Raw genomic sequence first — 23,352 nt, forward strand, 5'->3', positions numbered from 1 at the left:
AAGAAGGAGTGAAGGCGCGTGAAAACGGGAACTAAAGTGCTGCCTGTGGAGATACCTCCCATCCATGGACGCATGTATTACGCGTTTCCTTTGAGCATACTCGGTCCGGCCGGTTCTTATATGCCCTGGATGCTCAATAATTTTATACAGCTGCAGGCTTATTCGCTGACCAGGACCCGGGAAGAGCAAGTCGCGGAAATCCGTTTCTATAACGCGGACGAGCCCGGCTGTTTCAGTGAAGTGCTGACAATAGTGCCGGAGGCGGCGGGAAAAGAGCAGGACATTCACCGGCAGGCGGTGGAAGCCATTGACCGGGGCCAATACGTGTATGCCTATGTAGATAAATATTATGTGGCGGACAACCCTTTCCACGGAAAAAAACACGTTGTCCAGGAAGCGCTGATTTATGGATACGATCTGGAGGAGCAAACATTTCAGATTCTCGGCTTTAACAAAAGCAGGCTGTTCGCTTCTTCAACCGTCCCTTTCGCCGACATTGCCAAAGGGATCACCCACTCTCCCGTTACGGATGTTTTCCTGTTGAAGGCGAGAGAAGATTTCAATCCGGAGTTCCAGCTGGACAAGGTGATCCCGCTTCTGACCCAGTACGTAGACTCGGCGGATAAGCATACCGGTCTTGCACTTCCCGAGCGTTCTCAACTGGTGTTCGGACTCGACGTATACAAAAGCGCTGCGGAGTCTTTGAGGTGCATTCTGGACAGAGAAGGTGCTGTCGTTACGAATATCGCGTACCTTCATATCCTCTGGGAGCACAAGAAAGTCATGGGAGTCCGGCTTCAATACATGCAGGAGCATGGGATAGCCGTACATTCCGGTCTGGACATCGTCCAGGAAGCATACAAGCAAATGGAACAGGAATTGTTCAACTTGAGAAACAAATTGCTCAAATACGAGCTCACCCAAAGCGCGCGTCTGATCGAACAGATCATACAAAGTCTCGATACGATGGCGCTGAAAGAAAAGCAGGTTCTGGAACTTTGGCTGGAAAGACTGGCTATGATACCGGGCTGATTTTCATCTCGATTAAGAAGGGAGCGCGCTGCGTTGACGTATAACCAATCTCTCCGCCCGTTTAACGACTTCTGGATGAACTGCGTGTCGAACACGGTCTATTCCATTGCCGTCTCAAATGATTCCAGCTACCGGACGGCTGCTTATCTGAACCACTACACGTATCAGGTCGCAACGGATTCTTCATTCACTTATTTAACGATGGACCACCCGCTTAAGTATCAGAATGAGGTTTTTGATACGTTTATCCGAGAGTGGGAGCCTTACTTTTTCCGGAATCCGCAGGCAATCGGGGAAGAAATCGGCGAACTGCTGGATAGCGGTCAGCTCCCGGTCGTTCACGTGGATTTATTTCACTGGATTCCGAACTCGCTCGCCTGGAAACAGTACCACTGGTACCATTACTCCCTGATCACCGGTTACGATTCGGAGCGTTCGGTATACCGGGTTCTGGATGACGATATCAACGGCTTCCGGGATTTTGAAGTTCCTCCCGAACGTCTCCAGGAGGCTTTTCTCAGCTCGCAGACGGAGAATAATCCGGCATATCAGGAACCTCCATGTTCTCTGATCCGGTTGAAGGACCAGGTTCCGCCTTACGAATTCAAGCTTTCCGATTTGAGCCGTCATGCGGAAAGGCTAATCGGAGAGCTGGACAACCTGCAGACGGAGCATTTGTGGGAGGGAACGCCGGAACCGGACAAGTTTGAAGAGAGCATGACCAACGGACTGGTCGGCGTCAATATTATCGAAAGCAGACAGGCGGGAAATCGGCTTATGCTGCGCTATTTACTGGATGCAGGGTTCATCCGGGAAGCTGATTTTCAGACGCTTGACCAGGAGCTGGAGGAATTGGCCCTGGGCTGGTTCAAAGCGAAAAACGTGTTTATCAAAGCGAAATTTTCGCTGAAAAGAAGGTTTAACCGAGATCAGCTCCTGACCCTGGCCGTGCCGCTTCTTTACCGGGAGAGAAATTTCTGGTCGGCGCTTCTCGAAAGCACCGGCGCCGCAGCACTCTCCAAGGAATCTTAGGAAGGCGGCCAAGGAGGGCACTAAGATATGAAATATATCGGTACGGAACAAGCGGAGGCGTCCCAGCACCATGGAAGGCTCCAGCCGGTTCCCGGCGTCCGGCATTACCAGGCGGTCCGGGCTTGCAGGCTTAAGCCAGATCTGGAAGGAGGACCTGGCTGGACCTTTCATAATGCGCCTATGCTGGCTTTCTGGAGACAGCGGTTTTATTTGCAGTATATTACATGTCCTGTGGAAGAGAATCATCCTCCCGCCCGGACGATGATTACAAGTTCGGCGGACGGCAAGGAATGGACCGAACCGGTGATTGCGTTTCCTTCTTACGTGATACCGACGGGGGTATATAGCGGGCCTGACGGGGCTGACCTGCCGAGCGGCAGCCTTGCCGTCATGCATCAGCGTATGGGGTTTTACACGGCAGCCGACGGAAGACTGCTGACGCTGGGCTTCTACGGCATCAGTCCGGTTCTTTCCGTGATGCCCAATGACGGCCGCGGAATCGGCCGGGTCGTACGTGAGATATACCCGGACGGGTCCATGGGCCCCATTTATTTCATCCGGCTGAACGCTCATGCGGGATGGAATGCCGGTAACACAGGCTATCCTTCGTATACGGAATCGCCGGATGAGGGGTTTGTCGAGGCATGCCGGCTACTACTGCAAGATAGGCTGGCGACGATTCAGTGGTGGGAAGAGGATCAGAGCGAGGATGGTTTTTATCCGCTTACGGGCTACAAAGCGCTGAGCTGCTATCCCCTGCCCGGAAACAAGGTAGCCGGTATCGGCAAGAACGGCAAATATGCCCTAAGCGAAGACGATGGGGAAAGCTGGACAGAGACGGGGGAGATTGACGGTCTGGTCACAGCGGGCAGCAAGCTGTGGGGCCAGCAAACGCCGGACGGCAAATATGCACTGCTGTACAATCCCAACCCGAACAACGCGTACCGCTGGCCGCTGGCCGCAGCCGTAAGCGAGGACGGGCTTCACTTCGACAACCTCCGGTTAATCGGAGGAGAAGTTCCCCCGCGCCGCTATACGGGCTTTTACAAATTTTACGGGATGAATTATGTCCGCGGAATATCGGCCGGAAACGGGACGCCGGAAGAGGACGCAATCTGGGTCGCTTACAGCATGAACAAGGAGGATATTTGGGTGGCCCGCATTCCGGTGCCCTTAGAGCCGGATTTTCATGAAGATGGAGATGCGGCAACTCCTCCGGCAGACACGGATACGGATGGCTCGATCCTTGAGGGAAGAGTGTACGGCCTGCCCGGCTCTTCCATTGAAACGGCACAAGCAGCCCCGATGCCGGACACCGGCGGCTCCGGTCTCGTATCCGCAGCCGAGCAGACTTGCGAAATGCCCGCTCTTTCAAGCTCCGGCCTGGAAGATTTCGACCGCTGGAGTATCTACCGGCCCAAGTGGTCGGAGATCCGCTTAAGAGTAGATTCCGGCCTGATCTTGAGCAGCCGTGACCCCTATGACTACGTCAAGGTGGAGAAAACTTTCACTTTTCCCGCCGGCATTCAAACGGATGTGACAATCGGTATCCGGCCTCTTGCCATCGGTACGGCACCTTTTACGATCGAGCTGACCGATGGCCGGGGCGAAACGGCTGGCGGACTCCATTGGAGTACGGACGGACGTATTTCGGTCCTGCAAGAAGAAAGTGACGTATTCTTACAAACCTACGAAGAGGGCACCGAGTATGAATGCGTGCTGTCCATTGATCCGGAAAATGGCCGCTTACTCATTTCTATAAACGGAATACCTGCTGGAAATCCTTTTGAGTACCGTGCAGCGAAGGTGGGAACCGTCGCGTTCAAAGTAGGCGAGAGGCCGTTCCGTGTCTCTCTGGATACACCCTTGGACGGCGGGGACCTCAGCATCCCGGACGAGCCGCTTCTTCCCTCCGCTTACTGCATCCGCTATGTGAAGCTTCAAAGTTCGCGTTATTCAAATCGTGTGCAAGCCGAAAGGAGATGACGTGCTTCTGTGACCATTTTATTAAAAAACTATATATCCGGCAGCTGGCAGGAATCTTCTTCGTCCGTGACCGAAACGGTCTATAATCCGGCGAACGACGGGGTTATCGCTCAGGTCCCGCTGTCAACCCGCCAGGATCTGGATCAGGCGGTTCAAGCGGCGAAAGCCGCCTTTCTGCCCTGGAAAAACACACCCGTCCAGAAAAGGGCGAGGATCCTTTTCAAATACCAGCAGCTTCTCGTTGAGGCCTGGGACGAGCTTGCCGCTCTGATTACGAGGGAGAACGGGAAATCCCAGCAAGATGCGTATATGGAAGTCCAGCGCGGTGTCGAATGCGTGGAATTTGCGGCGGGTATTCCGTCCCTCATGATGGGACAGATTACCCCGGACGTGGGCACCGGTGTGGAGACGACTATGCTGCGTTACCCGATTGGGGTTGTGGGGGGCATCACACCGTTTAACTTCCCCATGATGGTCCCGTGCTGGATGTTTCCTATGGCCATTGCCTGCGGCAATACGTTCATTTTGAAGCCGTCCGAACGCACGCCTCTGCTTGCGAACCGGCTTGCCGAGTTGTTCACGGAAGCGGGCCTTCCCGATGGCGTGTTCAATATCGTACACGGAGCGCGCGAAGTAGTGAACGGCATTCTGGAGCATCCCGAGATCAAAGCCGTATCCTTCGTCGGCTCGCAGCCTGTTGCGGAATATGTGTACAAAACGGCGGCACAGCACGGAAAAAGAGTCCAGGCGCTGGCCGGAGCCAAAAATCATTCCATTGTTATGCCGGATGCGGATGAGGAGCTTGCGGTCAAAAGCATTATCGAGTCGGCTTTCGGATCCGCAGGCGAACGTTGCATGGCTTGTTCCGTCGTCGTTCTGGTCGGTGGAGACCGCGACGGCTTAAAACAGAAGCTGCTTGCCGCGGCGGATCGGTTGCAAATCGGTAACGGCGAAGATAAGGAGACGGAGCTGGGCCCCCTTATCCGCCAAAGCCACAAAGACAGGACCCTGGATTATCTGAACTCCGGCGAACAGGAAGGCGCCGTTCTGCTGCGCGACGGCAGAAAAGACGAGGCCGCATCCGGAGCGGGATATTTCCTCGGCCCGACCGTATTCGGCGAAGTGACGCCGGCGATGAAGATTTGGCAGGATGAGATTTTTGCGCCGGTATTGTCCATCATGCAGGCGGACAGCTTGGAAGAGGCGATTGCGATAGCCAACCGCTCTTCTTTTGCCAACGGCGCCTGCATATACACCGGACAGCTCGGAGCCGTCCGCCAGTTCCGCGAGGAAATAGACGCCGGAATGCTGGGAGTGAATATCGGCGTACCGGCTCCGACGGCGCTTTTCCCTTTCTCCGGCTACAAAAATTCTTTTTACGGCGATCTGCATGTAAACGGTAAAGACGGACTTGAATTTTATACGCGCAAAAAGGTTATGACCGTGAAAGCCTGAGGCTAAACCGATGCGGGACACATGGAAAGGAGCGTGACGAATGGAGCTGCTCAAACAGGAAACCGAGGACATTGTCAGTGTGAAACTGCCTGTCGGCAGTGTCCTGCAGTGGCTGAACGCCTACCTGATCCGTGGGGAAGACGGATATACGCTGCTCGATGCGGGAATGCCCGATGAAGAAACGTTCGGCTTGTGGCAGCAGGCCTGGAGACATCTGGGGATTTCTCCGCGGGATATCCGCTCCATTATTATCACTCATCATCATGTGGATCATTACGGGCTGGCCGCCAGGCTCCAGGATGTGACGGGGGCTTCGGTGCGGATGACGGAAGCCTGCTTCCTTCAGGCCTCGCGGATTTGGTCGGCGGATTCCGTCTACGATGAAGAGGTACTGGAGCTTTTTACCCGGCACGGAGCCCCCGGGCATCTGCTTGAAGTTACGGCGCCTGAACTGAAGCATTACGTGAAGTCTATGACTGCCCACCCGGATACGGAGTTTATAAGGGCAGGCGATAAACTTGCGCTCGGTAAGTCGATCTTCGAAGCCGAGCTGGTGTCCGGTCACGCGGAAGGACATCTCTGTCTCTACGACAAACAAGAGCAGCTCGTTTTTTGCGGGGATCATGTGATTCCGAAAATGCTGCCGAACCTTAATTTCACGCTCGGATTTGACGAGAATCCGCTCAGCTCCTATTTCAGTTCGCTAAAGGAACATGCCGAACTGCCTGTCCGAAAGGCTTATCCGGGGCATATGATTCCTTTCCGTAAGTACAACGCCCGAGCGGCCGACATTGCGGCCCAGTACCGGCAGCGGATCGACGACATACTGGCCCGGATGGATAAGCCGATGACCGCCTTTGAATTGTGCTGTCTCGTATTCTTTGTGCCGGTAAACGCGGAACAGCTCCGTTTTAAGCTGTTTGAAATGCTGGCCAGCCTGAATTATTTGCAGAGCTTGAACCTGATTGAACAAGCGGAAGCGGGAGCGGACGGGCGGCTTTATTACAGACGTGCACCCGCACATGCTAATCGGAACCCATGAAAGGATGAGAACCTTTGGAAGCAAACAAAATAGTGGACTGGGCGCATCTGATCGGCGTAATAGCCGAAGCGGGCCTTACTTATAACTCGGACAGCTACGATCTGAAAAGATACGGGGTTATTAAGGCAGCGGCGCAAGATATGCTTTCTCATTACAGAGAGCCGCATGAGGATCTCCCTCGCAGAGTTCCGAACGGAGAAAACAAAATTTATTTAACGTTTGACGACGGCCCCGATCCGGTTTATACCCCGCAGATCCTGGATCTTTTAAAGAAATACGGCATCACCTGTACGTTCTTTTTAATGGGGGAAAGGGTGCGGGAGCACCCGCACATCGTCAAGCGGATACTGGATGAAGGGCATGCGATCGGCAATCATACCTACACCCATCCTTACATGGTCCTTCTTAATGAGAAAGAGTTGAACGAGGAGCTGTCCCGGACGGATGAAGCCATACGGGATGCCGTCGGTTTTGCGCCCGTTCTTTTCCGCCCTCCGTACGGCCTGCTGAATCAGGGGGACATCGATCTGGTCCGGGCCCGGGGGTATGAAATTATGATGTGGTCGGAGGAATTCGAAATGTTCGACTGGTCTTTCCCCGGCGTTGACAACATGGTGCGCCTCATTGAGGAAAAGACAGAGGCCGGCAGTATTATTCTGCTCCATGACGGAGGAGGAAACCGGGAAGAAACCGTCCGCACGGTGGAGAAAGTCGTTCCTCTACTGCTCGAGCGAGGCTTTCACTTTGCCTCAGACTACCTGGAGCAGAGCCGGAATGAACATGGGCACGAAGCGGCAGGAACGGCCCGGTAAATCGGACGTAGAGGATCGGGAAGAAGCTTTTGCAGGGAAGGTGAATCCCATGTGCAGCCGTGCCCTGCCCGACCAACTCGCACCGCTGCAACCGCGTTCGTTTACAACCGCGGCTCGCGCCACAAAAAACAAGGGAGCATTCCAATCGGAATACTCCCTTGTTCAGTTTCCGCGCTGTCCCCACGTTTCGCGGTAGATCAGGCCATCCAGCGCCCGGCGTTTCTCCCAATTTGCCGTTTCGAGAATCGGCTGGGCGGGATAGTGGTCCGTGTAGCCGATGGAGATTAGAGCGAGCGGATCGATATGCGGCGGAATCGCCAGAATATCGCGGATATCGTTCTTCTTGTAGAAGCTGACCCAGCCGGCTGCCAGCCCTTCCGCGCAGGCCGCAAGCCACAGGTTCTGGATGGCGCAAGCAACGGACATCATGTCCGTTTCCGGGATAGAGTTGCGTCCCAGAACGTGGGAACCTCCGCGCGTCGGGTCGCAGGTGATGCACACCGTCAGCGGCGCCTGCTTCAGACCTTCGATTTTCAGATTCAGAAATTGATCCTGGCGCTCCCCTTCGTAATGAATGGCCAGCGCCCTTCTTTCTTTGTCGGCCGCCCAGGCGAGCCGTTCCTTGATTTCATCGGACGTCACCAGGATAAAGTTCCAGGGCTGCATAAACCCTACGGAAGGGGCATGATGGGCGGCTTCCAACAGCTTGATAACGGTTTCATCGGAAATAGGATCGCTGCGAAAAGTACGGACGTCCCGCCGGGTATACATAATTTTATAAAGCGCTTCTCTTTCTTCACTGCTGAACATGTCTGTTCACCTCCATCTCCATTATATGCTTTTTTATATCGGATTGGTTTGGTTAAAAAAGAGAAGAGAAGTAAATCTCCTTCCTATTATGAATTTTTTTTGACAAAAATCTCTTGCCAATGGAACCGCTTCCGTGTAAGATGGAGACAAATATCATACCTGATCCAACGACGGCTAGAGATGATGAGAAGCCTTCACGCATACTCCTTTTCGGAGGTGTTTTTATGCTGGAGGCTTCTTTTTCTTATGCCTATTTATAGAAAGGAGAGATCGCGTCCGGGATACCGCAAAGAAATGAATGCGTTTTCAAAAAAGGTGAAAGTTCACTCAAACCGGCACAGACTTACACATTTTAACGAATTTCAGGGGGGAACGTTCTTGAAAAAACTAATGGTCCTTATGATCGCGCTAGCCATGCTTCTTTCAGCTTGCGGAGGAGGAGGCGGAAGTACGGCGTCTACAGACAATAAAGGTTCCGGCGGAGACAGCGGCAAACCCGTCGAGCTTCAATTTTACTTCCCGGTTGCGGTAGGCGGACCGATTACGAAAATCATCGATGGGCTTGCCCAAGATTTTGAGAAGGAAAACAAGGACATCAAGATCAAGCCGGTTTACGGCGGCAGTTACCAGGATACGATGACGAAGGTCGCTACGGCGGTTCAGGGCAACAACTCCCCGGATATGGCGGTTCTGCTGTCCACGGATCTGTACACGCTGCTTTCGATGAAAGCCATTGAGGATCTCACTCCGCGGTTCTCGAAAGACTATTTCGGCAACTTCTATGAAGCGTTCCTTGGCAACACGAAGTCCGGCGACACCGTTTGGAGCGTTCCGTTCCAGCGCAGTACGATCGTGCTTTACTACAACAAGGATATGTTCAAAGAAGCGGGGCTGGACCCGGAAAAAGCGCCGAAAAACTGGACGGAGCTCCGGGAGGCAGCGGCTAAGCTGACGAAAAAGGACGCATCCGGCAAAGTGTCGCAGTGGGGGATCGAAATCCCGAGCACCGGCTATCAATACTGGATGCTGCAAGCGCTCTCATTGCAGTCCGGCGACAACATTATGTCGAACGACGGCAAACAGGTGTTTTTCAACAAGCCGCACGTGGAAGAAGCCCTTCAATTCTATATGGACCTGGGGCAGAAGGATAACGTGATGCCTAACGGAGCGATCGAGTGGGCGACTGTGCCTTCCGATTTTATCAGCGGCAAAACGGCCATGATGTTCCATACGACGGGCAACCTGACGAAAGTCAAAACCGATGCAAAATTCAACTTCGGCGTCGCTTTCCTGCCGGCCAACAAACAGTTCGGTTCTCCAACCGGAGGCGGCAACCTGTACGTGTTCAAAAACATCCCGGAAGAGCGCAAAAAAGCGGCCGTCAAATTCATCGAATTCCTGACGAAGCCGGAGCGCGTGGCTCAGTGGTCGATCGACACTGGATATGTCGGCACGACGAAAGCCGCTTACGAAACCGATCAGCTGAAAAAGTACATCGAATCGTTCCCGCAGGCCAAAGTGGCCAGAGATCAGCTGGAGTACGCGAACAGCGAGCTTTCCACGTACCAGAACGGCCAGATAACCAAGCTGTTTAACGACAATATTCAGGCGGCGCTGCTCGGCAAGATGACGGCGAAAGAAGCTTTGCAGAAATCGCAGGAAGCGGCCGACGGCATTCTTAAGAATTTTAAATAACTTTAACTAACTTAAAACATGTTCGGCTAGAGACGATGAGAAGCCGCAGTTGCGTTACGGGATCCTTCTTTCTCTGCGGGATCGCCTAATGCGACCTGCGGCTTCCTGTCGTTTTCGACCAACCTCTCCATGTGAAGAAACGGGTGATTTGATTGGCTCAACGAACCGCAACCATCAAGAATAAATTCAACTGGAAAGAGAATGCTTTCGCTTACGCGCTCCTTCTGCCTTCTCTGATTTTCCTGGCCTTGTTCACGTTTTACCCGACGCTCAAGTCGATCTATCTCAGCTTCTACAGCTCCAACTTCGAAAGCAGCACGTTTGTCGGGCTCGATCAATATAAATCCGTCCTGCAGGATGAAGTGTTCCGCAAAGTCATTAAGAACAACATTCTTCTGGCGGTCGGCACGGTTCCGACGAGTATTTTTCTCGCCATCTACATGGCCATCTGGGTGAATAACAAGCTGAAGGGCAACGGGCTGCTCCGTGCCGCCTTTTTCTACCCGACCATCATTCCGATGATTGCCATCGCCAACGTCTGGCTGTTCATTTATACGCCGGATTACGGGCTTTTGGACAAATTTCTCGGTGTATTCGGCATCGAGAGCCCCAACTGGCTCGGCAGTCCTGAGTGGGTCATGTACGCCATGATGTTTATGGTCATCTGGAAGGAAGCCGGGTATTTCATGATTTTTTACCTGGCGGGGCTGCAAAGTCTGCCTAAGGAAGTGTACGAAGCCGCCAAGATGGAAGGCGCGAGCCCTTTTCAGGTGTTCCGCAAAATTACGTTTCCGCTGCTGATGCCTACCACGACGTTCGTTTTTATCATCGCGGTGACGAATTCCTTCAAACTGGTGGACCATCTGTACATTATGACCAAGGGCGGTCCGGACAACGGGAGCAACCTGCTGCTTTATCACATTTACGAAACGGCGTTCAGCTTCTGGGACATGGGCAAAGCTTCCGTGCTGACGGTCATCCTGCTCGTCATTCTGCTTGCCGTATCCATTTTCAACTACGCTTACCTCGATAAAAAAATCCATTACTAGGAGAAAGGAGAGGCACCCTTTATGCATCAAGTCATCAACCGGACGATTGTTATTCTGCTTGCCATCGCCTTCCTGATCCCTCTGGTATGGACGGTGTTCACTTCCTTCACGCCTTCGGAAGAAATCATTACAAGGGCCAATCCGTTTGCGATTGAAAATCCGACTTTTATAAACTACATCAACGCGTGGAAAACGATTCCGTTCCTCCAGTATTACTGGAATACGATCGTCATTGTCGTCGGCATCCTGGCCGTTCAGCTCTTTACGGTCACGCTGGCCGCCTATGCGTTTGCCCGGTTGAATTTTGTCGGCTCGGGTATTCTGTTCATCATCTTCCTGACGCAGATCATGATTCCGCCGGACATTCTGATCTACCCGAACTACACGATCATGAAAGAGCTGAACCTTGTCGACACGAAGCTGGCGATCATGCTGCCGTATTGGGCCTCCTCGTTCGGGGTGTTCCAGCTGCGCCAGACGTTCAAGCAGATTCCGCTCGATCTGGACGAAGCCGCACGCATGGACGGCTGCAAATGGTGGCAGACGCTCTGGTATGTGTACCTGCCCGCCGCCAAACCGACTTACATTGCGTTCGGCCTCATTTCCGTGAGCACCCACTGGAGCAATTTCATGTGGCCGCTCGTCGTTACGAACTCCGTCGAATCCCGTCCGCTTACCGTAGGGATCGCGATTTTCGCCCAGTCGTTTGAAACCGGCGCCCAATGGGGGACGGTAACGGCGGCGACGTTGATGGTTATCCTGCCTCTGCTCATCGGGTTCTTCGTGTTCCAGAGACAATTCGTCGACAGCTTTATGCACTCCGGTATCAAGTAGGGGGCGCGTAGACATGGAACTGATTTTAATGGGAACGGCGTGTGCCTCTTCGGGCAGGGATAGAGACAATACGTATCTGCTTGTGCGCGATACGTCCGGAAGCACGCTTATAGACATCGGAGGCAACCCGCTCGGGAAGCTGAAAACACTCGGACTTTCGACGCACGAAGTCAAGCGGGTGGTGTTTACACATGTTCATATCGACCATATTTACGGTCTGCCCTCCCTGCTGTGGGGGATGTGGATCGACGGCCGGGAAGACCCGCTGGAAATTTACTGTGACGAGTCGGAGAAAGAATGGCTGCAAAACTGGCTGGAACTGATGAAATTGACGAAATGGCCCATCGCTTTCGAGATTTCGGTCCAATCGTTCCAGTGGGAGAAGCCTGCACTACTATGGAAAGAAGGCGAAACGGCTCTGTCGGTTTTTCCGAGCAGGCACGGTGTTGCGGCCGTCGGCATCAAGGTGGAATGCAGCGGGACGATATTCGTTTATTCGACGGATACGATGCCTAACCCGCTCATTCGGGACATGGACCGGATCGACCTGCTTGTCCATGAATCGACGACGGCGGAGAGAAGTCTGGCGATGCACAGCACTTTGCGGGACATTGCCGGCTACTACGATTGGAGCAAAATCGGCCGGGGTATACTCGTGCACCTGACGGACGACGAGCCTTACGAAGATCTGCTGAAGGAAATACCGGAGCCGGTTTCTTCCAAAATTTCTTTGGGCCGGGAATTGGAAAGAATTCCTCTGACGGCTGGAAAGCCGGGTTTGTAAATCAGCTCGAAGAAAAAGCAAAACCGAGAGAAAGGGAGTGAAGAGATGGATCATTATGCGGGGTACATATTTGATTTGGACGGAACGATTTACTTGGGCGATCATGCGATCGAAGGAGCGGTGGAAACGATCCATCATCTGCAGTCCAAAGGAAAGAAACTTTTGTTCTTGACGAACAAGACGATCGAATCCCGTGAAAATTACGTTAAAAAGCTCGACAAATTCGGCGTGAAGATCGGCATGGAACAGATGCTGAATCCCGCGCTCGTCACGATCCGTTATTTGCAGAATCACTATCCGGGCGAAAAGGTATACGTCATCGGAGAGCCGATTCTAAAGGAAGAATTTCTGGAAAACGGCATCCGGTTCGCGGACACGCCGGAGGAAACCGGTGTCGTCGTCATTTCCTGGGACCGCGATTTCCATTACAACCATCTGGATTTCGCCTACCAGGCGATCAAGCGTGGAGCCGAGGCAATCGCGACCCATCCCGACAGAACGTGCCCGATGCCGGGCGGAGACGTTCCCGACTGCGGAGGAATGATCGGCGCTATCGAAGGTACAACCGGCAAAAAGGTCACCCGGATTATGGGCAAGCCTTCCGTAATGACGGCGCTGGCCGCACTCGATATTTTGCAGGTGGAAGCCAAAGACTGCCTGATGACCGGGGACCGTCTGGAGACGGACATCCGGATGGGAGCCGAGGCGGGAATGAGCACCGCGCTTGTCCTCACGGGCATTACGAGCGAAGCGGATATCGCGTCGGCCGAGTTTAAACCGACCTATGTGGTGCCTTCCGTTCATGCCATTGTGAAACAGGGATGTTCTTCCCAGTAACCTGCCGCTACGAGGCGCAAGATACAGCTTAGAGGCAGCCAGCGAAATGCAGCATGGTTACCTGCATAAAGGGACTGAAGGTGCTGAACGTTTGATTGGACCGGAGACCTGGAGAATGTTTAATCAACGATGAGGTGATGAGGATGAAAGAGACGACAGAACGTGCACAGCGAGTGGCTTATTGTCTGAAAAAGAAACCCGTGATTACAAGCTTGATGAATGCGGAGGAGCTGCCGGGCATTTTGCAGACCTCCTCCAATATCGTCTTTATATTGAAATCGGATATTTTTATGATCGAAGGCATTGTGGAAAAAATCCGCGAAGCCGGGAAGCTGTCCTTTGTCCATTTCGACCTGATCGAAGGAATCGGCAAAGACAAAGCGGGAGTCGCCTATATGGCGGAGAAAATCGGCATCGACGGGATCGTCACGACGAAGAACAACATTATTGCCGAAGGTAAAAAATACGGCCTGATTACCGTACAGCGGTTGTTCGTTTTTGACTCGGTATCGCTGGATAACGGCATCAAAATGACAAAAAGCTCCCAGCCTGACGCGATCGAGGTTCTTCCGGGAATGGTCTGCTCGCGGATTATGAAGCGGATCCGGGCCGAAGTGGATGTGCCGGTCATTGCAGGCGGCCTGATGACCGATCTGGAAGACTTTAACGCCGCTCTCGGCAGCGGGGTCATCGGAATCTCGACGTCCAGCAAGGAATTGTGGCGCTGGCAGGATGAAAACCGCTAGAGCCGCCTTAACAATTTCTTCATTAGATGTGCGGCGCCGGATGCGTTAGGATAGTCAAGGGATTTCTATAGATGCTTTTGTATCGTTTCCGCGTAAAGGTTACGGCGCGCGGCTCCTTTGGGAAATAACGGTTGAATACTTGTGGATGGCTTTGATAACAAGATCCGCTTTTATTCGGCCGTTTTTCATATAAAATTGATTCACCCGGGAGGATGTAGAATGCGCAAAAGTTTACGGAAAAAGATGGCCGGCGCCTTAACTCTGGCACTGGCAGCGGCTCCGCTACTGCTGGTCTCGCCGCCTAAAGCCGTTCAGGCTGCGGCGGTGCCGAAGCTGCTCATTACGGAATTGGTGCCAGACACGACCAATTTCGCGAGCTACGACGCTTTCGAGTACATCGAGGTGTACAACAACAGCGCCGTACAGGTCGACCTGCAGGGCTACCGGTTCAAAGCGGGCAGCTGGAACGCTCAAATCGCCCAGTCCTACAAACTGGGACCTTGGGAAACCGGCGTGGTCTGGACCCGGAGAGCCGAAATCGCTCCGCTTGGCAAAGAGGCGTTCAACAGCTATTATTCCCTTTCCTACGCAAGCAAGTACGTACCGGACAGCAAGCTTCACATCATTGAAAATGTCGGCGGCCTGACGAACAGCGGAACGCAGACCGTTACGATTCTGGACCCGGCGGGCGCGGAAGCGGTCAAGGCTACGTATACGGCCGACGATGTGGCCGAAGGCAAGACGATCACCTACCGCTATCCGGCAGCGGGCGGTACGGCGATGCAGAAGATCGCCGGACTGCAGGCGCCGACGCCCGGCAGACTCCTTGCCGGACAAGCCCCGGCCCGTCCGAAGCAGGACAATCAGGCGCCCCAGGCTCCGGCAGGGGTTACCGCTATTGTGGGCGGAGGCAGCGCGAAGCTGGCGTGGTCGGCGAACTCGGAGGCAGATGTGTTCCAGTACAACATCTACCAGAACGGGACACTGCTCTATACGGTTCCCGCTTCCCAGCACGAGTTCACGGCTTACTCCCTGATCGGAAACAAACCGTATACGTTCCAGATCAGCGCTGTGGATCTGTCCGAGAACGAGTCGGCCAAAACGTCCGTTACCGTTACACCTTCCCATCAACTGATCACGCAGGAAGAAAGAGCCGTCAATCCGAAGGACAGCAAATACCAGAGCCTGTGGAACATCAGCTCCGACGGCCCGGTCGTTTCGGGACTGAAACAGGATCTCGTTCCCCAGGGAATGGCGTATTACCAGGCGAACAACTGGCTGCTCACCGTGGCGTACCTGGAAGACGGCCGTCCCGCGACTCTCACCGTCACGGACGCCTCGACGAACCAGTACGTCAAATCCATCGTGCTGTATAACAGCGACGGCACCCCGTATACCGGGCATGCCGGAGGCGTGGCGGTCAGCCGAGATCATGTGTGGATCGCCTCCGAAGGAGCGCTGCATCAGCTTCGGCTGAGCGATGTGGTCGGCGCCCAGAACAACGGCGAAGTCTCCTTCATCGGCTCCGTGCCGGTGCCGGTGGACGCGGCGTTCAATACGTTCGCCGACGGCGTTCTTTGGGTAGGCGAGTTCTACGAAGCGAAGAGCTACCCGACCGACCCGAGCCACAAGCTCGTCAACCGCGACGGCGTGCAGCATTACGCTTGGACCGCGGGATATCGGCTCGATCCGGTCACGGATACGATCCGTTCGGACAAGTGGAACGGCAGCGCCGACACCCCGGCCGTGCCGGACTATCTCTTGTCCATCACGGAGAAAATCCAGGGCATCGCGTTTATGCAGAATTCCATCGTGCTCAGCCAGTCCTACGGACGCGGCAACGACAGCACGCTGTACCGCTACAACAACCCGCTGCAGGAACCGGCCCACGCCACGGGAACCGTGGGCGGGACAAGCGTGCCCGTCTGGTTCCTCGACGGGCAGTCCGCCAAGGCCACGAACAGCAAGCTGACCGCCGTTCCGATGACCGAGGGCATCGTGCCGGTGGGCGGCGACCTGTTCGTCCTGTTCGAGTCCGGCGCGAACAAATACCGGTACACGACGACGTACATCATGGACCGCGTTCTCAAAATCAACTGGAACCAGTGGGACCAGATGTAAATCGCCGGGCCGTCCGCTTCTCGGGAAGCGGGCGGTTTTTTTATTTTGCGGGAAAAGGCGGGAGGATGTAAGATATAGGAAGCAAGGGGAGAGGGTGAGAAGGCTATTTTCATCTATATCGTGCTGATTGCGGTCGGTCTCTTGATGCTGCTCGCGCCGGGGGCCGTATGGACCGTTAAGGAAAGCTGGAAATCCAACGACGGGACGGAGCCGTCGGATCTGTATCTGCTCTCCACAAGGCTCGGCGGAGGTGCTTTTTTGCTGGTCGGAATAGTTTGTATTGTGGTTAGCTGGCTGTAAGGGAGAGCGCTAATAACATTTGAACGAGGTAAAAAAGGAGGACCCACCCATGCCGATCCAGGCGGTTCTTTTCGATTTCGACGGTACGCTGGCGGATACGCTGCCGCTTTCATTCGACGCTTTTCGCCGTGTTTTTGAAACGTACGAAAACGTGACGCTGTCCGACGAGCAGATTACGGCCAAATTCGGGCCGACCGAGGATGACATCATCCGGCTGAATGTGAGCGACGCTTCCAAGGCGCCGGCAGCCATAGAGGATTACTATTCTTTCTATGAAAATCATTTTCATGCAAGGGTGAGTATGCCCCGGGATATTGCGCATATGCTGGAGGATTTAAGCGGGCAAGGAGTCCGGATGGTCATCATAACGGGCAAAAGCAGGAGAGCCCTCGATGTTAGCTTGAACAAGCTGGGCATTGAGAAGTTTTTCTGCTCCACCGTATCCGGCGACGAGGTGGATCGGCCGAAACCCGATCCCGAGGGGATTTTTAAAGCGCTGAAGCTGCTTGGTTTGTCTAAGGAGGACGTGATTTTCGTCGGAGACAGCAGCGCGGATATTACGGCCGGGAAGGCGGCGGGATTGATGACGATTGGAGCTCACTGGTTTGAGACCGTTCAAACGGCGCTGTTTTCTCCGGAGCCCGACGACGTGTTGACGAATGTCCGGGATCTTGTGGAGCTTGTGAGGCAAACCAGAACAGGTACAGAGCGATAAGAACAAAAGAAGGGATAGATTCAGCATGACCTATCAAAAAGCATTGGAAGCTTACATAGCCGCTACGAATACACACGACTTCAGTGAAGTAAGAAAACTTCTTCACCCGCAGGCTGTCTACTGGTTTACGGACAAGAGCTGTACGACTCCGGAGCAAATCCGGGCGTACTTTGAGAACGCATGGAATCTCATCCGAGAAGAGGTGTATTCAGTCCGTGATGTGCAGTGGGTTGCGGAGGGGCCGCAGTCGGCCGCCTGCATTTACACGTATCTTTGGGAAGGCTATCACAAAGGGGAATTCGTTTCGGGCAGCGGACGCGGGACGAATGTGTTCGTCAAAGATGCTGAGGGCGAGTGGAAGCTCGTGCACGAGCATCTGAGCGGTGCCGTTCAGTGACGTGAGGTACAGAGGATAAGCTTACTCGAGGTGAGTCGTATCATAAGTGACGGCAAGTTTTTAGGTCGTACGCCCAATTATACGACTATTTCGATTGTACGATCCCACGGACAATGATATTCCATACGGCATTGAAATTGTCATCCATCGAACTTCTGCACCACATATAAGGAGCCCTTCCGGACAAGGATTTCCGTGGCATCGAGTTGGGCAAAGATTGCTCCATCCACAATGATCGGGAGGGCCCGAATAAAGAAATCATGATTCATGCCATACTTACTTTCACTCCTTCAAACAATATGCTATCATTTACATCATAACCGACAGACAGTCGGTCTGTTGATGCCTGGCATCAAGCAAGGAGATGTAACGATGAGAGTTGTAAAAGAAGCAGAAGAACGCAGAAACGAAATACTTGACGCGGCGGATGAGCTTTTTGGGCAGAAGGGCTTTGACGGTACAAGTACGAACGATATTTTAGTCAAGGTGGGAATCGCACGGGGAACGCTATATCATCACTTCAAGTCGAAGGAGGATATTATGGACGCTCTGATTGAGCGGTACAGCGTCAATCTTATAGGTGCAGCGCAGGAAGTTGCCCTAGATAAGAGCGTTCCCGTCATCGAGCGTATTCTTCGCGTGGTCATGGCACTGAACATAAACAGCGATAACGGAAGCGGCAAGGAAGTTATGGAGCATATTCACAGGCCCCAGAACGCGCTAATGCATCAGAAGATACAAAAGGTCATTATAAGCGGCGTTCCGCCGATCCTGACACCAATTATCCTCGAGGGTATTGAGCAGGGCCTGTTCAACACGCCGTATCCGTATGAATGCATGGAGATGGTTATCGTATATGCGAATACCATCTTTGATGAGGATAGGGCTGACATGACGAACGAGGAGCGTACTTCACGTGTGCTGTCGTTTATTTTTAACATAGAAAGGCTGCTTGGTGCCGAAAGCGGAAGTCTGATGAGCGTTATGCAGATATTTGGTAAGGGTAGAGACGGCAATGAATAATCCGGGAGGAGCTTTCGGCAAATTTATTCTGCTGTGGTCGGGACAGCTTGTCTCAGCGATTGGAAGCGGGCTTACATCATTTGGGCTTGGGGTTTATATTTATCAGCAGACAGGGCAGGCATCGGCCATGGCACTGGTCACTCTGCTTGCATTTATGCCATCACTGCTGTTAAGTCCCGTGACGGGAGTGCTTGCGGACCGCTATGACCGGAGAATTCTAATGGTACTGGGCGACAGCCTTTCTGCAATAGGACTTGTATTTATTCTGATTTGTCTGCTTAACGGAGAAGCACAGCTGTGGCAGATTTGCGTGGGAGTGACCCTAAGCTCGGTATTCTCATCGCTGCTTGATCCTTCGTATAAAGCTACGGTTACGGATATGCTTACCGAGGAGCAGTATACGAAGGCAAGCGGTTTTGTTCAGATGGCAGGCTCAGCCAAATATCTGATTTCCCCGGCACTTGCGGGATTTCTGCTGATTGTCTCTGATGTGAAGCTGCTGCTTATTATCGACATCTGCACCTTTTTTGTAACCGTTGCTTCGACGCTTGCGGTACGCAGGGGCCTTGCTTCCAAGAAATCTGAACAGACCGGGTCGTTCATGCGTGAATTTAAGGAAGGGTGGAGAGCCGTTTCTAGTAACAGAGGTGTGCTTGTACTTGTAATTATGACCTCCGTAATGACCTTTTTTCTTGGTTTCATCGAAACGCTTACTATGCCCATGATCCTTGCTTTTTCGGACAGCTCTGTATTAGGAACGCTTGAGACGATTATCGCTCTGGGGATGCTTGTATCGAGTGTGCTGATTGGAATGGTTCGGATCAAAAGGAATTTTGTCAAAATCCTTTCACTTTCGCTATTTTGGGAAGGCATATTCATGGTGGTATTTGGACTTCGGGAAAATATTATACTTCTTGGTATTTCGGGGTTTCTCTTTTTTGCCATGCTGCCATTTGTCAACACAAGCTTGGATTTTCTGGTCCGCACCAACATTGACAAATCTGTTCAGGGCAGGGCTTGGTCACTAATCGGGTTAGTATCACAGCTTGGATTCATTGTTGCCTATATGCTGTCGGGTGTGCTTGCGGATTATGTGTTCACGCCTTTGCTGATTGACGGCGGAGAACTTGCGGGCAGTGTGGGCAGGATCATCGGTACAGGCAGCGGCCGAGGAACGGGACTTCTGATTATCATCGCCGGAATACTGTTAAGTGTTGCTTCTGTAATTTTGTATAACCTGAAATCTATGAAAAGGCTTGAAGACAGAGGTGACGTATGTACTACCGGATAATCCGCAATGATATGTTAAAAAGCAAACTAATTACGTTGACCACCATGATCTTCGTCGCTGCCGCGGCTATGCTTGTCTCTCTGTCGTCCATGCTTGTCGTCAATCTTACGGGTGCAATTGATACACTCATGACGCAGGCAAAAACCCCGCATTTTCTGCAGATGCATTCAGGGGAACTGGATAGGGCACGGTTTACGGCTTTTGCGGACCAGAACAACAAGGTTGACGAGTTTCAAGTGCTTGAGTTTCTCAATGTTGATGGTTCGCGGATTGTCATAAACGGCAACTCACTTGTGGACAATGTTCAGGACAACGGCTTCAGCACGCAGAGCGGGAAATTTGATTACCTGCTCGACCTTGATGGGAATAGGATCACGGTATCCGACGGGGAGCTATATGTTCCAATCGGCTATATGAAGGACGGCACCGCGAAGACCGGGGATACGGCTGTAATCGGCGGAAAGAAACTTACCGTTACCGGATTTCTCCGTGATTCTCAGATGAATTCGCTGCTCGCCTCGTCCAAAAGATTTCTTGTAAGCGAACATGACTACGCCGAGATACAGAGCTCCGGAAACACAGAATATCTGATTGAGTTCAGACTCAAAGACTTGTCCATGCTCGGGGCATTCAAAGATGATTACACCTCTGCTGGGCTTGAAGCCAATGGCCCTACGATTACCTATCCCCTGTTCAAAATGCTGAATGCAATGTCCGACGGACTTATGATTGCAGTCATCCTTATAGTAAGCGTACTTGTCGTTGCCATCGCATTTATTTGTATACGCTTTACGCTCCTTGCCACAATCGAGAGTGATTACCGCGAAATCGGTGTTATGAAAGCAATAGGATTACGTGTATCTGATATTAAAAAGATATATCTTGCGAAGTATGCGGGAATTGCGGCCTTTGGCTGTATGGTTGGATTTGCCCTTTCATTTGTGTTCAGAGGCTTGCTGCTTGAAAATATAAGGTTATACATGGGAGGGAGAGAGAACTCTTCCTTAGCCTTGTTGTTCGGAGGAATCAGCGTAGTGCTAGTGTTCCTAGCCATCATTGGCTATGTGAGCAGCGTGCTGAGACGCTTCCGGAAAATCTCCGCTGCAGAAGCGGTTCGGTTCGGTATTTCACAGGACAAATCCGGGGGAGCAAGGCGTTTTACGCTGAGCGCAAACAGGCTGCTGAATGCGAATATTTTTCTCGGCGTCAAGGATGTGCTCGCAAGGACAAGTCTATACGCGACAATGCTTGCTGTGCTTGTGATCGCTGCATTTATTATGATTGTTCCCCAGAACCTGTACAACACGATTTCCTCCAAAAGCTTCATCACCTATATGGGGATAGGCAATAGCGATATGCGCCTGGACATTCAACAGAAGGACCATATCGCTGCAAAAGAAGCGGAAGTTGCAAAGGTCATGGAGAGCGACACATCCATATCCCGATATGCCGTGCTTACAACGGAAACCTTCACAGCAAGGAGGCAGGATGGATCGGAGGAGAGGCTCAAAATCGAGCTCGGCGACCATTCTATTTTCCCGGTGAAGTATTCCCAAGGCAGAGGACCAGCCGCAGATAACGAAATTGCTCTGTCCGTGATGAACGCCGATGAACTGGGCAAGAAAGTTGGCGATGTCATTACGCTGGTGATTGACGGGAAGGCCAGAGATCTCACGGTGTGCGGAATGTATTCGGACATTACCAATGGCGGGAAGACCGCAAAGGCTGCTATTACAGAGCGTTCGGAGGATAGGGTGTGGTCCGTTATTTATGCGGAGCTTTCAGATGAGGCTGTTGTTGACGGAAAAGTTAGGGAATATGCGGAAAGATTTCGTTTTGCCAAGGTATCAGGCATTGATGAATATGTTACGCAGACCTTCGGCTCGACCATTAGCTCTGTCGGTAAGGCCTCACAGATCGCAATTGTGATGATGCTGGTTATAAGTGTTCTGGTTACGGTGTTGTTCATGCGAATGCTTGTTGCAAAGGACCGATATTCGATTGCCGTCATGAAGTCATTAGGATTTACCAACTCTGATTTGAGAATACAGTATTTTTCGCGTTCAGTAGTTGTGCTCATGATCGGAATTGTTCTCGGGACGCTTCTGGCTAACACGCTCGGAGAGATATTGTCAGGCGCAATTATTTCTTCGTTTGGAGCATCGTCGTTTACGTTTGTGGTCAATCCGCTATCGGCGTATCTGCTGTGCCCGCTGATGCTGATCGGATCAGTACTTATCGCAACGATGATTGGCACATCGGGAGCGGGACAAATCACAATATCCGGCAATATTAAGGAGTAGGTCATGAATAGGAAGAAGCTTATAACCGGTGAGAATATAGAAAAGGTTTACGGCCAGGGTGATGACAGGCGCAAGGTTCTTGACGGAGTGTCCGCCCACATTAACGAGGGGGAGTTCGTGTCGGTGATGGGACCTTCGGGCTCGGGAAAGTCGACCCTGATGTTCGCGATGAGCGGGATGGACCGCATTGACAGCGGGGAGGTTACTTTTGACGGCAGGGATTTATCAGCACTCCGCGAAGATGAGTTGGCTGACCTGCGCAGAACCCAAATGGGCTTTGTGTTTCAGCAGCCTACGTTGATGAAGAATATGAACATTCTGGATAACATCATTCTTCCGTCCATGCGCGACAACAGAAGGAATGTCAAGACAATCACGGAACAGGCGAGAACGCTTATGAAGAAGGTGGGCATAGCAGAGCTGGAAAAGCGGGACATTACCCAGGTGTCGGGAGGACAGCTTCAGCGTGTGGGCATCTGCCGCGCCCTTATGAGCAATCCGCAGATTATTTTTGGTGACGAGCCGACCGGTGCGCTTAACCAGGAAGCTGCGGAGGCCATTATGAATCTACTTTCCGAAATCAACGCGGCGGGTACTGCGATTATGCTTGTAACCCATGACGCCAAGATTGCGGCGAAGACGGAGCGAATAATGTTTATGTGCGACGGAAAAATCGTGAGCGAAATGCGGCTTCCGAAGTATAGTGTTGTAGATATTGAGGATAGGATGGAGAAGGTCATGGCGAAAATGCGGGAGATCGGGATATAACTCTGCTTGATAAGAGTCAATCACTTACAAACCCGGCTCCGATGTAAGATTCGGGAGGAGCTATGAGGGAATTGACCGTTTGCTCCGGTTCTCTTGGTATTTGACAGTAGCTCGGGAAGCTTCACGTTTTAAAACTATAGGGCGGTGATGCATGTTGCTTAAAGAGGTAGCAATGCCGCCGTGCGTCAATGGCAGGAGGTAGCGGTGACGGTGTGGCGCCCCCTGGATATGGTGAGGAAGTACGCTTCCTACGGGTATCTGGCCTATGGCCGCCCACTGTCGAATGTCATATTGAAAAAGCCGGACGGTTCCCCATCCTG

At 52.5% G+C, this 23,352-nt stretch carries 21 protein-coding genes; 20 read left to right on the plus strand and 1 reads right to left on the minus strand.

The annotated features are described in order from the left end of the window. Window positions 1-18 precede the first annotated feature (18 nt). The 6 genes from ABH899_RS04640 to ABH899_RS04665 are packed head-to-tail and all read left to right on the plus strand — an operon-like array spanning window position 19 to window position 7,359. Window positions 19-1,032 (plus strand): hypothetical protein, encoded by a 1,014-nt coding sequence (locus tag ABH899_RS04640; protein WP_369994401.1) that lies wholly within the window; start codon window positions 19-21, stop codon window positions 1,030-1,032. Between the two features lie 33 nt (window positions 1,033-1,065). Beyond that, entirely contained in the window at window positions 1,066-2,064 is a 999-nt protein-coding gene (locus tag ABH899_RS04645; RefSeq protein ID WP_369994403.1) for a cysteine peptidase family C39 domain-containing protein, read from the plus strand. A gap of 27 nt (window positions 2,065-2,091) precedes the next feature. Further along, complete coding sequence (locus ABH899_RS04650; protein ID WP_369994405.1) at window positions 2,092-4,050, plus strand: hypothetical protein; 1,959 nt, start codon at window positions 2,092-2,094, stop codon at window positions 4,048-4,050. Window positions 4,051-4,059: 9 nt separating this feature from the next. Next, on the plus strand, window positions 4,060-5,505 hold the full coding sequence (locus ABH899_RS04655; RefSeq protein ID WP_369994407.1) for a CoA-acylating methylmalonate-semialdehyde dehydrogenase: 1,446 nt from the start codon (window positions 4,060-4,062) through the stop codon (window positions 5,503-5,505). A 40-nt stretch (window positions 5,506-5,545) separates the two neighbouring features. Further along, window positions 5,546-6,547 (plus strand): MBL fold metallo-hydrolase, encoded by a 1,002-nt coding sequence (locus tag ABH899_RS04660; protein ID WP_369994409.1) that lies wholly within the window; start codon window positions 5,546-5,548, stop codon window positions 6,545-6,547. Between the two features lie 14 nt (window positions 6,548-6,561). Next, window positions 6,562-7,359, plus strand: a complete 798-nt coding sequence (locus ABH899_RS04665) for an NUDIX hydrolase N-terminal domain-containing protein (RefSeq protein ID WP_369994410.1) — start codon at window positions 6,562-6,564, stop codon at window positions 7,357-7,359. Window positions 7,360-7,521: 162 nt separating this feature from the next. On the opposite strand, the gene bluB is transcribed toward ABH899_RS04665, so the two are convergent. Then, window positions 7,522-8,169 carry a 5,6-dimethylbenzimidazole synthase gene (gene bluB / locus ABH899_RS04670; RefSeq protein WP_009677134.1) on the minus strand — a complete coding sequence of 216 codons (648 nt, stop codon included), beginning with the start codon at window positions 8,167-8,169 and terminating at the stop codon, window positions 7,522-7,524. 378 nt (window positions 8,170-8,547) lie between these two features. Here bluB and ABH899_RS04675 point away from each other — a divergent pair, with 378 nt between their 5' ends. The 14 genes from ABH899_RS04675 to ABH899_RS04740 all read left to right on the plus strand — a co-directional run bounded on the left by ABH899_RS04675 (window position 8,548) and on the right by ABH899_RS04740 (window position 23,032). Beyond that, a complete protein-coding gene (locus tag ABH899_RS04675; protein WP_256123865.1) occupies window positions 8,548-9,864 on the plus strand; it encodes an ABC transporter substrate-binding protein in 1,317 nt (438 codons plus the stop codon). A 152-nt stretch (window positions 9,865-10,016) separates the two neighbouring features. Continuing rightward, window positions 10,017-10,913 (plus strand): carbohydrate ABC transporter permease, encoded by an 897-nt coding sequence (locus tag ABH899_RS04680; protein WP_369994412.1) that lies wholly within the window; start codon window positions 10,017-10,019, stop codon window positions 10,911-10,913. A 21-nt stretch (window positions 10,914-10,934) separates the two neighbouring features. Beyond that, a complete protein-coding gene (locus ABH899_RS04685) occupies window positions 10,935-11,747 on the plus strand; it encodes a carbohydrate ABC transporter permease (RefSeq protein ID WP_009677169.1) in 813 nt (270 codons plus the stop codon). Between the two features lie 13 nt (window positions 11,748-11,760). Next, window positions 11,761-12,531 carry an MBL fold metallo-hydrolase gene (locus ABH899_RS04690; RefSeq protein ID WP_369994415.1) on the plus strand — a complete coding sequence of 257 codons (771 nt, stop codon included), beginning with the start codon at window positions 11,761-11,763 and terminating at the stop codon, window positions 12,529-12,531. Between the two features lie 45 nt (window positions 12,532-12,576). Then, window positions 12,577-13,368: an HAD-IIA family hydrolase gene (locus ABH899_RS04695; protein ID WP_369994416.1), complete on the plus strand. Its 792-nt coding sequence runs from the start codon at window positions 12,577-12,579 to the stop codon at window positions 13,366-13,368. A gap of 143 nt (window positions 13,369-13,511) precedes the next feature. Continuing rightward, window positions 13,512-14,114, plus strand: a complete 603-nt coding sequence (locus ABH899_RS04700) for a glycerol-3-phosphate responsive antiterminator (protein ID WP_016423882.1) — start codon at window positions 13,512-13,514, stop codon at window positions 14,112-14,114. A gap of 219 nt (window positions 14,115-14,333) precedes the next feature. Continuing rightward, window positions 14,334-16,235, plus strand: a complete 1,902-nt coding sequence (locus tag ABH899_RS04705; protein WP_369994418.1) for a lamin tail domain-containing protein — start codon at window positions 14,334-14,336, stop codon at window positions 16,233-16,235. A 120-nt stretch (window positions 16,236-16,355) separates the two neighbouring features. After that, window positions 16,356-16,535 carry a DUF6199 family natural product biosynthesis protein gene (locus tag ABH899_RS04710; protein WP_218229169.1) on the plus strand — a complete coding sequence of 60 codons (180 nt, stop codon included), beginning with the start codon at window positions 16,356-16,358 and terminating at the stop codon, window positions 16,533-16,535. A gap of 49 nt (window positions 16,536-16,584) precedes the next feature. Beyond that, the gene (locus ABH899_RS04715) at window positions 16,585-17,250 is read left to right on the plus strand and encodes an HAD family hydrolase (protein WP_369994420.1); all 666 of its coding nucleotides are present in this window, start codon (window positions 16,585-16,587) and stop codon (window positions 17,248-17,250) included. A gap of 25 nt (window positions 17,251-17,275) precedes the next feature. Beyond that, a complete protein-coding gene (locus tag ABH899_RS04720; protein WP_218229171.1) occupies window positions 17,276-17,647 on the plus strand; it encodes a YybH family protein in 372 nt (123 codons plus the stop codon). 372 nt (window positions 17,648-18,019) lie between these two features. Next, window positions 18,020-18,670, plus strand: a complete 651-nt coding sequence (locus tag ABH899_RS04725) for a TetR/AcrR family transcriptional regulator (protein ID WP_369994423.1) — start codon at window positions 18,020-18,022, stop codon at window positions 18,668-18,670. Beyond that, on the plus strand, window positions 18,663-19,961 hold the full coding sequence (locus tag ABH899_RS04730) for an MFS transporter (protein ID WP_369994425.1): 1,299 nt from the start codon (window positions 18,663-18,665) through the stop codon (window positions 19,959-19,961). Before ABH899_RS04725 ends, ABH899_RS04730 begins: the two co-directional genes overlap by 8 nt. Continuing rightward, window positions 19,946-22,264 (plus strand): ABC transporter permease, encoded by a 2,319-nt coding sequence (locus ABH899_RS04735; RefSeq protein ID WP_369994428.1) that lies wholly within the window; start codon window positions 19,946-19,948, stop codon window positions 22,262-22,264. Before ABH899_RS04730 ends, ABH899_RS04735 begins: the two co-directional genes overlap by 16 nt. A 3-nt stretch (window positions 22,265-22,267) precedes the next feature. Further along, a complete protein-coding gene (locus ABH899_RS04740) occupies window positions 22,268-23,032 on the plus strand; it encodes an ABC transporter ATP-binding protein (protein WP_369994430.1) in 765 nt (254 codons plus the stop codon). The last annotated feature ends 320 nt before the right edge of the window (window positions 23,033-23,352 follow it).

Source organism: Paenibacillus sp. RC84, assembly GCF_041260495.1.
Taxonomy (GTDB): Bacteria; Bacillota; Bacilli; order Paenibacillales; family NBRC-103111; genus Paenibacillus_F.

Bases quoted from the DNA above. Each gene is read 5' to 3' on its own strand.
- ABH899_RS04725 (WP_369994423.1), top strand. From the start codon at position 18,020: ATGAGAGTTGTAAAAGAAGCAGAAGAACGCAGAAACGAAATACTTGAC.
- ABH899_RS04715 (WP_369994420.1), top strand. From the start codon at position 16,585: ATGCCGATCCAGGCGGTTCTTTTCGATTTCGACGGTACGCTGGCGGAT.
- ABH899_RS04650 (WP_369994405.1), top strand. From the start codon at position 2,092: ATGAAATATATCGGTACGGAACAAGCGGAGGCGTCCCAGCACCATGGA.
- ABH899_RS04695 (WP_369994416.1), top strand. From the start codon at position 12,577: ATGGATCATTATGCGGGGTACATATTTGATTTGGACGGAACGATTTAC.
- ABH899_RS04730 (WP_369994425.1), top strand. From the start codon at position 18,663: ATGAATAATCCGGGAGGAGCTTTCGGCAAATTTATTCTGCTGTGGTCG.
- ABH899_RS04735 (WP_369994428.1), top strand. From the start codon at position 19,946: ATGTACTACCGGATAATCCGCAATGATATGTTAAAAAGCAAACTAATT.
- ABH899_RS04720 (WP_218229171.1), top strand. From the start codon at position 17,276: ATGACCTATCAAAAAGCATTGGAAGCTTACATAGCCGCTACGAATACA.
- ABH899_RS04700 (WP_016423882.1), top strand. From the start codon at position 13,512: ATGAAAGAGACGACAGAACGTGCACAGCGAGTGGCTTATTGTCTGAAA.
- ABH899_RS04685 (WP_009677169.1), top strand. From the start codon at position 10,935: ATGCATCAAGTCATCAACCGGACGATTGTTATTCTGCTTGCCATCGCC.
- bluB (WP_009677134.1), bottom strand. From the start codon at position 8,169: ATGTTCAGCAGTGAAGAAAGAGAAGCGCTTTATAAAATTATGTATACC.
- ABH899_RS04660 (WP_369994409.1), top strand. From the start codon at position 5,546: ATGGAGCTGCTCAAACAGGAAACCGAGGACATTGTCAGTGTGAAACTG.
- ABH899_RS04690 (WP_369994415.1), top strand. From the start codon at position 11,761: ATGGAACTGATTTTAATGGGAACGGCGTGTGCCTCTTCGGGCAGGGAT.
- ABH899_RS04740 (WP_369994430.1), top strand. From the start codon at position 22,268: ATGAATAGGAAGAAGCTTATAACCGGTGAGAATATAGAAAAGGTTTAC.
- ABH899_RS04705 (WP_369994418.1), top strand. From the start codon at position 14,334: ATGCGCAAAAGTTTACGGAAAAAGATGGCCGGCGCCTTAACTCTGGCA.